This window comes from Candidatus Hydrogenedentota bacterium (assembly GCA_019695095.1).
Classification (GTDB): Bacteria; Hydrogenedentota; Hydrogenedentia; order Hydrogenedentales; family SLHB01; genus JAIBAQ01.
In genome coordinates this window covers 25,197-36,056 of sequence record JAIBAQ010000047.1, presented here as the reverse complement: position 1 = coordinate 36,056, position 10,860 = coordinate 25,197, and the positions used below count along the sequence as shown (strand labels likewise).

9 protein-coding genes are annotated in these 10,860 nt (G+C 57.7%); 4 read left to right on the top strand and 5 right to left on the bottom strand.

The genetic code is table 11. The annotated features are described in order from the left end of the window. The 4 genes from K1Y02_10080 to K1Y02_10065 all read right to left on the bottom strand — a co-directional run. A partial coding sequence (locus K1Y02_10080; GenBank protein MBX7256698.1) for a substrate-binding domain-containing protein occupies nt 1-1,037 on the bottom strand: 1,037 nt, incomplete at its 3' end. Then, on the bottom strand, nt 1,034-2,014 hold the full coding sequence (locus tag K1Y02_10075; protein ID MBX7256697.1) for an ABC transporter permease: 981 nt from the start codon (nt 2,012-2,014) through the stop codon (nt 1,034-1,036). The genes K1Y02_10080 and K1Y02_10075, both read right to left, overlap by 4 nt. Beyond that, complete coding sequence (locus tag K1Y02_10070; GenBank protein ID MBX7256696.1) at nt 2,011-4,482, bottom strand: ATP-binding cassette domain-containing protein; 2,472 nt, start codon at nt 4,480-4,482, stop codon at nt 2,011-2,013. The genes K1Y02_10075 and K1Y02_10070 overlap by 4 nt, the downstream gene beginning before the upstream one ends. 145 nt (nt 4,483-4,627) lie before the next feature. Next, a complete protein-coding gene (locus tag K1Y02_10065) occupies nt 4,628-5,200 on the bottom strand; it encodes a glutathione peroxidase (protein MBX7256695.1) in 573 nt (190 codons plus the stop codon). Between the two features lie 225 nt (nt 5,201-5,425). Here K1Y02_10065 and K1Y02_10060 point away from each other — a divergent pair, with 225 nt between their 5' ends. The 3 genes from K1Y02_10060 to K1Y02_10050 are packed head-to-tail and all read left to right on the top strand — an operon-like array spanning nt 5,426 to nt 7,939. Then, the gene (locus K1Y02_10060; protein ID MBX7256694.1) at nt 5,426-6,439 is read left to right on the top strand and encodes a PmoA family protein; all 1,014 of its coding nucleotides are present in this window, start codon (nt 5,426-5,428) and stop codon (nt 6,437-6,439) included. A gap of 26 nt (nt 6,440-6,465) precedes the next feature. After that, entirely contained in the window at nt 6,466-7,344 is an 879-nt protein-coding gene (locus K1Y02_10055; protein ID MBX7256693.1) for an NAD(P)-dependent oxidoreductase, read from the top strand. A 25-nt stretch (nt 7,345-7,369) separates the two neighbouring features. Further along, entirely contained in the window at nt 7,370-7,939 is a 570-nt protein-coding gene (locus tag K1Y02_10050; GenBank protein ID MBX7256692.1) for a DJ-1/PfpI/YhbO family deglycase/protease, read from the top strand. Nucleotides 7,940-7,957: 18 nt separating this feature from the next. Here the strand turns inward: K1Y02_10050 and K1Y02_10045 are convergent, their stop codons facing one another. Beyond that, a complete protein-coding gene (locus K1Y02_10045; GenBank protein ID MBX7256691.1) occupies nt 7,958-9,241 on the bottom strand; it encodes a Gfo/Idh/MocA family oxidoreductase in 1,284 nt (427 codons plus the stop codon). A 367-nt stretch (nt 9,242-9,608) separates the two neighbouring features. Here K1Y02_10045 and K1Y02_10040 point away from each other — a divergent pair, with 367 nt between their 5' ends. Continuing rightward, the gene (locus tag K1Y02_10040; protein MBX7256690.1) at nt 9,609-10,859 is read left to right on the top strand and encodes an MFS transporter; all 1,251 of its coding nucleotides are present in this window, start codon (nt 9,609-9,611) and stop codon (nt 10,857-10,859) included. Nucleotide 10,860: the final 1 nt, after the last annotated feature.

Here is a 10,860-nt window from a genome sequence, read left to right as displayed (position 1 = left end):
ACAATCGGCTCACCTAACACAACGACTCTATCGGCCACTTTCAAAGCGCCCAAGCGTCCCGCCGTAAACGACTCCTGACTGGGATCCAGAGTGCCTTTCGCAGCGGCTGCCGCCACCTGCACCGTGAGATATCCCAAATCTACGGCATCCCACAACACGAATCCCTTCACAACGCCCTGTTCGACATACTCGCGCATAACGTTCGGCGTGCTTACGCCAGTGAGAAAGACCTGATCGCGCCTGTCGCTATTCTTCAGCGCCTCGGCCGCTCCGGGAAGGGCCACCGTGGTGATAGCAAGGATGGCTTCGACCTCGGGGTAAGCCTTGAGAATATCCGTGGTAACTTGCGTTGCCAGGGCCTGGTCTTCTTCGGAAACCTTCGGAGTCTCAGACAAGTTCGTCATCTGCGGATATCTTGCCTGTCGGTACTTCTCCATCTCCTGCATCCAGATGTTCTGATTTGCCGCGGTGAGCGATCCGGTCAGGATGATGTACTTGGCGTCTTCCCCCGCGTTCTGCGCTACAAGGTCAAGCAGGGCCTTGGCCACGCTTTCGGGCGTGCATTGGCTTACGAAGTAATCACGCGCTCCATGGGCGGCATCCGCATCCCACGCCACAACAGCAGCGCCTTTGGCTTTGGCATCTTCCAGCACAGGGGCAATCGCATCGGGATCGTTGGGCGCCACCGCGATAGCGTTGTAGCCCTTGGCTATCCACGTTTCAATCATCTGCACTTGCTGTTGCACGTCATTTGTCACTGGGCCGTCATAGACCAGTTCGACACCCAGTTCTTTTGCCGCTTCGCGCGCCCCGCGTTCAGTGGCATTGAAGAAGTCGATGCCCACAAGCTTTGGCATCACGCCCAAAGTCAGTTTCTTTTCGGGCGAGGCCGCGTCACCCGTTTCTTTCGCAGGTTCAGCGGATTGATTCCCTGGAGTTGTCGATGACGAGTCCGGCACGGCGGGAGCAGGTGGATTCGACCCGCAGCCAACCAGAATCACAATGAGCAACAGACTCAGGTTCCGTACCGATTTCATTCGACCCCTCCTTTACGCGATGCGATCCGTTCGTTCAAGACCGCTGCCACCACGACCAGAATCCCCACATAGATGACCACATATTGCTGCCGGACTCCCGCCATGAGCAGGCCGTGCCGGAGTACACCAATAATAAGCAGACCCAACAATGTCCCAAGTACAGACCCGCGTCCTCCGCTGATTCGGGTCCCTCCCACGACAACGGCAGCAATCGCCTCCAGTTCAAGGCCCACGGCCGTATCGGCTTTAGCCGTGGCGTAAAGCGAAGTGTGAAAGAGGGCAGCCACACCGCACGCCGTTCCTGAAGCAGTGTAGAGCAATGCCTTCAGATTCCGCACGTCAATCGCCGCGAAGGCCGCGGCGGTCTCGTTTGCTCCAATACACTCCGCAAACCGTCCGATCCAGGATTTGCGCATGAGGACTCCGCCGACAGCAAAGATCAACAGCATAATGACAAGGGAAAATGGAAGGTAGGTCTGTTCACCGCCGCCCGGCAGGAACGCCAACACATTTCCGCCCGCGAGCCAACGAAAACCTTCAGAAAACCCACCCAATGAACGTGCGCGGCTGAGTCCCATGGCCAACCCTCGGAACAGAGCCATGGTAGCAAGCGTGACAACAAGCGGCGGCACGCGCAGGTAGCTTGATATCCCACCATTCAATGCACCCGCGGCGGCGCCTGTCGCCACTGCGGCAAATCCGGCAAGCCAGATGCTCCATCCCGCGTCAACATAAAGCAGTCCTAACGTAACACCCGCCAAAGCGACGATGCTGCCAACCGAAAGGTCAATGCCCGCCGTGGCAATGATGAAGGTCATCGGAACGGCAACAATGCCTGTTGCTACCCAGTAGCGTGACTGCTTACACAATGCGGGCCAATCGAGAAATCCATCGACGAATACGCTGAATCCCACAACAAGTAGAACTAAAAGCAAGAACAGCGCCAACCCGCGCGAAGTGAACAGATGTCTTATCATGCAGACTTCCGTTGCAGGCGTTGTAGCTGCAAGTCGGCCAGGACGGCCGCGAGAATGAGCGTGCCCACGAAGAAGTGAGACCAATACGAGTTCACGCGCGCGATGATGAGGATGTTGTAGAGCATGGCAATGAGGAATGCGCCCAGCAAGGTACCTACTGCGGAGCCACGTCCTCCCAGTATATTTGTGCCGCCGATGACTGCCGCCGCAATCGCCTGTAGCTCCCAGCCTTCGCCGGTGTTTGCCTGGACCTTTCCGTAGTATCCCGCGTGAAGCACGGCTGTAAGTCCAATCAACGACCCCGATATGGCAAACACGAAGAGCGTGATACGAGTCTTGGAAAGACCAATCAATCGCGCGGCAGATTCCGAATTGCCGAGCGCCAAAATGCGCCTGCCAGCCAGGGTATAGCGCAGCAAGACATGAACAATCACGGTCACTGCCACTGCACACCAGATCAACTTTGGGACACCCAACAACGTACCTTCGGCCAAGGCCCGGTAGGCTTGAGGCAATTGCATAACCTCGCGACCGCCCGTTGACCAACGCATGATACCTCTGTAAATACTGAGTCCCGCCAGCGTGACGATGATTGGGTGAATACGCGCAATGAGTGACGTTGCACCGTTGACAAGGCTCAATCCGCAGCCCATACCCACAGCGATCGCGAGACAAACTGGCGCGGGGACCTGTCCCTTTGCCGCCAATGCAGCAACCGCGCCCACAAGTCCCATCATGGAACCAACGGAAATATCGATGCCGCCAGCACAGATGATGAGCATGACGCCTTGCGCCATGATGGCCGGCAACGCCGCGTTGGCGAGGATGTCGAGAAAGTTCTGCATCGTGGCAAATTCGGTTGGCTTGACAAGCGCCATGATTCCTGCCACGAGGAGAATGAACGTGAACAATCCCCCTTCACGAAGACGCGTGAGCTTTCCAAGTAGACTAGGTTTTCGTGTTGCGGCATGCGCCTTGGCGGACTTGGGAACTGCTGCCGCGGCCACCGCAGTCTCAGAGTCTGTACGAGGATCAAACTGTCCGGTGAGGCTTCCTTCTGCGACCGTCACAACTCGATCGCTGATGGCCATAATCTCTGGAAGGTCGGAGCTAATGAGAACGATGCCTGCTCCACGTTCGGCGAGCTCGTGAATCAGGCCGTGGATTTCTGCCTTTGCCCCCACGTCCACACCACGCGTGGGCTCATCCAGAATGAGGACTCTGGGGTCCGTACTCTGCCATCGTCCGAAAACGACCTTTTGCTGATTACCACCACTCAGCGTACCGATGGCCTGTTCCATACTCGCGGCGCGCACGCGCGTGGACTCCATGGCCCGTTGCGTGAGTGCCGTTTCTCTCTTGCCGGACACGATACCCGCCTTCGAAAAGGACTGCAGTTGGGCAACGCTCGTGTTTGTGCGAATGGAATGCTCGCGGAAGATGCCTTGAACCAGTCGATCTTCTGGTAAGTAGGCAATTCCCTCGCGAATGGCGTGGCGTGCGTTGCAGGGCCGATAGGTTCTCCCGTCGAGACGAATTGTCCCCGTCGGAGCCTTCCGCATTCCAAAGAGACTCTGCCCCAGTTCGCTCCTGCCCGCGCCGATGAATCCATAGAGCCCGACAATCTCGCCCGACCGCACCTCCAGCGAGATGTCCTTGAATGCACGATCGGGGTCAGTCAAGCTATCCAACTCAAGGATGGTCTGCCCTATTGCAGCGTGCCGTTTGGTGAATAGAGTCGCAATTTCGCGGCCAACCATATCGTTGACGAGTTGCTGCATGGTAAGACCGGCAGAGGGATGAGTAGCAACTGTCTGCCCGTCGCGCATGACGGTAACGCGGTCACAAAGGTCCAGCACTTCCTCCAGGCGATGGCTTACGTAAATTATCGCAACCCCCTGGTCGCGTAACGCCCTGATTCGAGCGAAAAGGTTCTCGCTTTCCTTTACAGTTAATGAGGCCGTAGGTTCATCAAGAAAGAGGATACGCGCGTTCGCGGAGAGTGCTGCGGCGATCTCTGCCATCATCCGGCGCGCGACGGGCAAACCACCCGCCGCGGCCCGCACGTCAAGTTCTTCACCCAGATTGGCCATCAGACTATCCGCCTTGCGGTAGGTCGCACCCCACCGGACAAGACCAGACTTTCCGCGAACCAACCCTTGGCGAAGCAACATGTTTTCCGCCAGACTCAGTTGCGAGAACAGTTCGGACTCTTGATGGACAACCGCCACTCCAGCGGATGACGCCTGACGCGGATTAGAGAAGTGGACGGTTTGGTTTTGAATGCGGATTTCGCCTTCGTCAGGCCGCAGAACGCCTGAAGCAATATTGATAAGGGTACTCTTCCCCGCACCGTTCTCCCCGACAAGGCCGTGAATCTCCCCCGGCTCCACAGAAAGAGACGCGCCTCGCAAAGCGGGTATACCGCCAAAGCGCTTCACGACGCCATTCATCTCCAGACAAGGCACGCCCGAAATCCCTCCCGTCGCCCAAGTTGGTATCAGGTTCCGGGGAGCCGATGCAACTCCGGTTCGTGGTGGCGCCGAAGTACCGCGACGCTACTCAGTGTCTGGAGACGGGCGCTTCATTCGCTACGTTGGCGCGTACAAAGCGTCAGGGCTTCTTCTCAAGCTCTGCTTCTATGGCGCGAAGCACAGTGGGATCGTCCGGTGTTGTGGAGGGGCCGAACCGTGCGACCACTTCGCCGTTACGACCGACAAGGAACTTGGTGAAGTTCCATTTAATGGCCCCGCCGTAGGGTCCGTTGATCTTCTTAGACACAAGGTCCTTGTATAGAGGAGAAGTGTCGCCGCCGCGCACCGAGATCTTGGCAAACATATCGAAGGTGACGTTGTACTTCGACGAGCAGAAGGTCTTGATTTCCTCGTTTGTGGCGGGTTCCTGCCATAGGAAGTCGTTGCAGGGGAAACCGAGGATGACAAATTCCTGGTCCTTGTATTTCTGGTAGATGGCCTCAAGCGCTGTGTATTGCGGAGTGAACCCGCACTTCGAGGCCACGTTAACGATGAGCGCAACCTTGCCTTGGTATTTCGTGAGGTCAACGTCCTGGCCATTGATGTCCTTGACGGTATGCGTCCACACCTTAGCCCCGGACGAACCGGGCGACGTACATCCGCACAGCGCAGCCAATCCCACGACCCCTGCAATTCGAGACCACGTTAGCATGTTCGGCTCCTGATTCGCGTTGCCTTGCACGGACTCCACAGACGCCAGGCGAATACCCAAGTTCGCCCGTTGCCATTATACACGTGCGAATACGTCGGCCGATATGTCCATCGTGGAATTGGTCACAACAGGGCGATACAACGTCCTCCTTGCGATTAGAAGGGAATCTTCACTAGTCTGAGGACGCTCTTGATGGCTAGAACCATACACTCGGAGTCCGTATCCATGTTGAGTCTCTTGCGCCGCACCGAGAGAGGACTGATTCTCGCCGCCTGTGCCGGATTGTTGCTTTGCGCACGTTCCTTCGCAGCACCGCCAATGGATGTCAGCTTCGTGAAGCAGACCGACCACCTCGATATACGAATCGGAGATCGCGTGGTCGCAACCTACGTCTTCGCGGACCCCGAGATTCCACGCCCGTATTTCTGCAACGTCATGACGATGAATGGGACACGGGTGACGCGAAATCACCCTCCCGATCCCGTGGCGAACAAGGACAATGACGATCATGCCGGCTACCATCCTGGCCTGTGGCTGGCCTTCGGCGACATCAACGGCAACGACTTCTGGCGAAACAAGGCGCGTGTCCGGCATGTGTCGATCCAGGAGCTGCCTGGCGATAGCCCCAATACACGCCGGTTCTCGGTCGTGAATCGCTACGAATCTACTGAGACTCCCGGCGCTGCGATATGCGAAGAAACCTGCGTGTATTCGATTCGCGCAGAAGAGGATGCCTATTTCATCGTGTGCGAAAGCGAATTGCGCGCACTGGACACCGATGTTGCGTTTGGGGATCAGGAGGAAATGGGCTTCGGACTGCGTCTAAACACGCCCCTCACGGTCAAATTCGGTACGGGGACAATCGTCAATAGTGCAGGAGGCGCAAACGAGAAGGGAACATGGGGCAAAACGGCGGAATGGTGTGCGGGGATAGGTCGTGTCGATAACGGTCAGGTAGGAGCCATGCTCATGCCCGATCCTCGTAACTTCCGTCCCTCATGGTTTCACTCCCGGGATTACGGGCTCATCGTCGCAAATCCATTTGCCAAGAAAGCCATGACTGCGCCGGACGATGACCAGACTCCACCGGACTCGACGCGCGTTGCTACTGGCAAAACCCTCCGAATCGGATTTGGCGTGTGCATCTTCGAGCATCCCGCGTCGAGCAGCCCCGGCCTGACCGGTTTCTATGACACCTATTTGGAAAGCATCGGTATGGGCGCGGACTCGCGCAATTGAGTCGCGCATCGGGAGCAGTCAAGCCTATGGAACCAGTTCATGCCAGAGACGTCGGTTTGGTCGGCCTGGGGTTGGTGGGCCGTGCAATGGCCAAGCGACTAATCGAGGCAGGTCATCGGGTGCATGGATACGATATCGCAGAGGAGGCGCGCGTCCGGGCGCGTGACCTGGGCGTGCGCGTAGTGGAAGATGCCCGGGTCGTTGCCCAGACTACGAAGCTGATTCTATTGAGCCTGATGACTTCCGATGACCGAAAAGCCCTATGCTGGGGCGGCCAGTCGTTCGCTTCTTCTCTGCAGAGGGATACCCTAATCCTGGACACCACCACGGGCAGACCCGAAGATATACGTGAAGACCACGACCGGCTAGCGGCTCAAGGCGTCAAGCTGGTCGATGTATGCCTGTCCGGCTCCAGCCAGGTCATCGCAGAGGGACGCGCCTTGGCCTTGATCGGCGACAGAGAGGCGGACGCAACGTACGCGGACATCGTGTCGTGCTTCTCCAAGGCTCAGTATTATTTCAATAATCCCGGTCAGGGCAATCGCGTGAAGTTAATTGTGAATCTTGTGTTCGGACTCAACAGGCTGGTCCTGGCTGAAGCTCTGGGACTCGCCTCGCACGCCGGATTCGACCTGAATGCTATTCTCGACATTCTTAGGGCGGGCGAAACCTACAGTGTCGCCATGGACACCAAGGGGCCTAAAATGATCGCCGGTGAATACGCTCCCGCCGTGGCCAAGCTAGCCCAGCACGCGAAAGATGTCCGGCTCATCCTTGCTTATGCGAAAACCGTGGGGGCTCAAGTCCCTGTGTCCGAAGTCCATGTGGGTCTCATTGAAGAATTGGTGCGAAATGGGTCTGGCGACCTGGACAACGCCGCCATTTTTAAGGCGTATTGTCAGTAAGGTCTACCTCGGGAGATTGCGCTACATGGACAAGGTCCTTCTGGTCATCGGCGACGGCGCGGAAGTCATCGATACGATGGTGCCGTATTACCGGCTGAGCGAAGACTTCCACGTAGTCGTGGCAGCTCCGGAACGCCGTATCTATCATCTCGTCCAGCATGAGCACAGTCCGGATTGGGACATCACCGTCGAAATGCCGGGGTACACCTTCAAGTCCGATGCGGCGTTTCGCGACATCAATCCGGATGACTATCTTGGACTGGTCTTGCCTGGCGGCAGGGCACCAGAGTTTCTTCGCTATGACAACGATCTGATTCGCATTGTTCGAGACTTCTTTGCCAAGCAGAAGCCCGTAGCGACGATTTGCCACGGAATAGAAATCCTCGCTACAGCCGATGTGATTCGCGGTCGTGAGGTCACTACAATTCCCCGTTGCCGGTTCGACGTCGAAGTCGTGGGCGCAACGTATATCGAAAAGCCACTGGTAATCTCGGACAATCTGTATTGCTGCCGGTTCAAGCGCGAATGCGCCGCGTGGATGAAAGCGTTCACCGAAGAGCTACAGCGGCGCTCCGTGGCGCATGCGGCGCAGTAGCGCGCATCGACCAGAGGTCTAGAGTATGGGGAGCTCGTACCCTTTCCGGTATTCGCGCTTGTAGAGCGCGGCGGCATCGGCGTCGTCCACGCACTGCCAGGACACCGGATCGACTCGAAGTCGTCTTCCAACGCGTGTCGCAATGTTCCCTAGATGACAGAGACTTGTTGAGATCGCTCCCTCCTCGATTCCCCCGTTCAACCCCGCCGGGTTGTTCGACTTCACGCAATCGAGGAAATTGCGCATGTGGTCCCGGATATCAGCATACGGACCGAGGTGTTTCTTCTCTTCCCCTATGAGACTCACGTCGCATCCGCCACGGCCAAACTCCAACGTCCCTTTGTCCCCGTAGAACACCACGCCGTTGTCGTGCCCCTCCAGCTTATAGTCCGTCCACAAACGCATTTCATAGAGGAGGTAGCAGTTGTCGTATTCGAACGTGACCACCTGAGTGTCCGGGGTTTCGTGGTCGTCCTGATAGAAGAGTTGGCCGCCGGTGGCGCTTACAGCCTTTGGAATGCCTACGCCCAGCCCCCACCGGGCCTGGTCGATCTGATGAATGCCGTCGTTGCCCATGTCCCCGCAGCCGTAGTCCCAGAACCAGTGCCACTGATAGTGCCAGCGATTTCTTGTGAACGGGCGCACCGGCGCCGGCCCAAGCCACATGTCGTAATTGACACCAGCGGGAGGATCCGTCTCTGGCTCGCGTCCGATTGGTTCTCTCAGTTGGTGGTTGATGGCCTTCGCCATGCGGACCTTGCCGATGATGCCATCCCGCAGCAGGGTCACCGCCTGCCGCAGACTCTCGCCGCTACGGCCCTGGGTCCCCTGTTGCACGCATTTCCCTGATTTCGCCGCGGCCGTTTTCAGCGCCATCGCCTCATGAATGTTGTGTGCGCACGGTTTCTCCACGTATACATGCTTACCGGCAAGTAGTGCGGCCAGCGACACGGGAGCGTGCCAGTGATCGGGCGTGACGACGCTGACAGAATCGATGGTCGGGTCTTCGAGCAGTGCCCGAAAGTCCGCGTGAACCGTTGCCCCGGCAATGTCGGGAACCTTGGACTTCGCGTCTTGGATCTGAGCCGGGTCCACATCACTGATCGCCACAACCTCACAATCCGCAAACGAGGAAAACTGCTTCGCGTGGTGTCTTCCCTGCCCTCCTACCCCGATGATCCCATGGCGCACGCGCTCGCTTGGAGCCGCCTTGGCTACACTAGAGACTCCGGGAAAAACGGCGCCTGCGATCAGACCCGCTCCGGACGCTTTCAGGAAGGTACGGCGATTGGTTACGTTCATGACTGTGCTCTCTTCTCTGTGCTCAGTGCACTCTGCGCAAGAAGGTTTAAAGATGTGAATACCGATAAGGGGATTCTATAATCGTTTGCCTGGACAACTCCAGGATCCTGTGGGGCCAAACGCAACAGACCCTGCATGAGCTTACTTTCCGAAACGCGGCACCGGTTGCCGCGTTCGGTGATCGCGGCGCAGAGTATCCCGCAGCCTGCAAGTAGATTAGATGCTCGTGTTAGGAATCGTAAGTAAGCCAACATATTGGCTGACCCAAGGAAGAGACAATAGCGGCGGAAAAAAGAGACTGACACAAGCGCAGCGAAGCGGAGACGTGTCTGTCCCTGTTTTCCGATCGACAAGGGAGGAATTGTGCATGCAGCCCCAGACGTCCCCCGTTGCGAAATGGCTGGTCCTATCGGCTGCTTTTCTGGGGTGGTTGTTTGCGGGGGTGCAGTTGGGGCTCATGCCGTTTGCCGCGTTGACCATCTCCAAAGATCTGATGGGCGAGAGTTTCTCGAGCGTCGGGGCCGGAGCCTGGTTCGCAGGCTATTCCGCCATTACGATGCTGGGAGCGGCCATCGGCGGCATCGTATTTGGACATTTCGGCGACCGCTTCGGACGCTCCAGAGGCCTGGCGGTGAGTATGCTGTGCTATACCATGTTTGGTCTCGCAGGGTACTTTGTGAAATCTCAGGAACAACTGTTGCTCCTTCGATTTCTCGTTGGCCTGGGCGTGGGTGGCACTTGGCCCAACGGTGTGTCGCTCCTGTCTGAATTCTGGTCCGATGTATCAAGGCCCGCGTTGGCCGGCATCATGGGAGCGGCCGCCAACCTCGGCATCCTCCTCCTGTCATTTCTAGGCAAAGCGTACGTAGTAACTCCGGATACCTGGCGTCCGTTCATGCTCATAACGGGGAGTCCAGTCGTTTTGGCAGTGCTGGCCTACGCGCTCGTGCCGGAATCACCCAAATGGCTGCAGAGCCGCATGGCCTCCGGGGTAGCGACGCAGCGAGGTTCTCTTTTCGACCTGTTCCGTCCTCCCCTGCTTCGTGCAACCATCCTCGGAATTTGCCTGGGGGCAATTCCCCTTCTCGGCGCTTGGGCATCCAGCAAATGGATGTTACCGTGGGCCGATCACGTCGCGGGCGCGGCCAATCCCGGCTACAAGGCGCTGGTACTTTCCTGCTGGTCCATCGGCGCGACGATTGGAGGACTTGTCGGAGGCTATGCCGGACAATTGCTGGGGCGGCGCCTGTCGTATGTCCTCATCAGTCTATGTGCCTGCGGGATGAACATTCTCATCTACAGCTTACTTCAACCGCTGCAATCGGTGTTTCTGCCCGCAGTATTCGTTCAGGGATTCATCAGCACGATGTTCTTTGGCTGGCTCCCCTTATACCTGCCGGAGATCTTCCCTACGCGGGTCCGCGCGACGGGCACGGGCATTTCCTACAACTTCGGACGATTCCTCACAGCAGCGGGTGTCATGGCTGCTGGTTTGCTCATTCAGTTGTTCCAGGGAGATTACGCGCGCGTCGGCGCCGTAACCGGGCTGATCTATGCCCTTGGTGCCGTCGTCATCTGGTGGGCTCCGGAAACCAAGGGCAAAGACCTTCTGGCCTGAC

Coding starts and splice junctions, on each gene's coding strand:
- K1Y02_10040 (MBX7256690.1), top strand. CDS start 9,609: ATGCAGCCCCAGACGTCCCCCGTTGCGAAATGGCTGGTCCTATCGGCT.
- K1Y02_10050 (MBX7256692.1), top strand. CDS start 7,370: ATGGACAAGGTCCTTCTGGTCATCGGCGACGGCGCGGAAGTCATCGAT.
- K1Y02_10060 (MBX7256694.1), top strand. CDS start 5,426: ATGTTGAGTCTCTTGCGCCGCACCGAGAGAGGACTGATTCTCGCCGCC.
- K1Y02_10055 (MBX7256693.1), top strand. CDS start 6,466: ATGGAACCAGTTCATGCCAGAGACGTCGGTTTGGTCGGCCTGGGGTTG.
- K1Y02_10065 (MBX7256695.1), bottom strand. CDS start 5,200: ATGCTAACGTGGTCTCGAATTGCAGGGGTCGTGGGATTGGCTGCGCTG.
- K1Y02_10075 (MBX7256697.1), bottom strand. CDS start 2,014: ATGATAAGACATCTGTTCACTTCGCGCGGGTTGGCGCTGTTCTTGCTT.
- K1Y02_10045 (MBX7256691.1), bottom strand. CDS start 9,241: ATGAACGTAACCAATCGCCGTACCTTCCTGAAAGCGTCCGGAGCGGGT.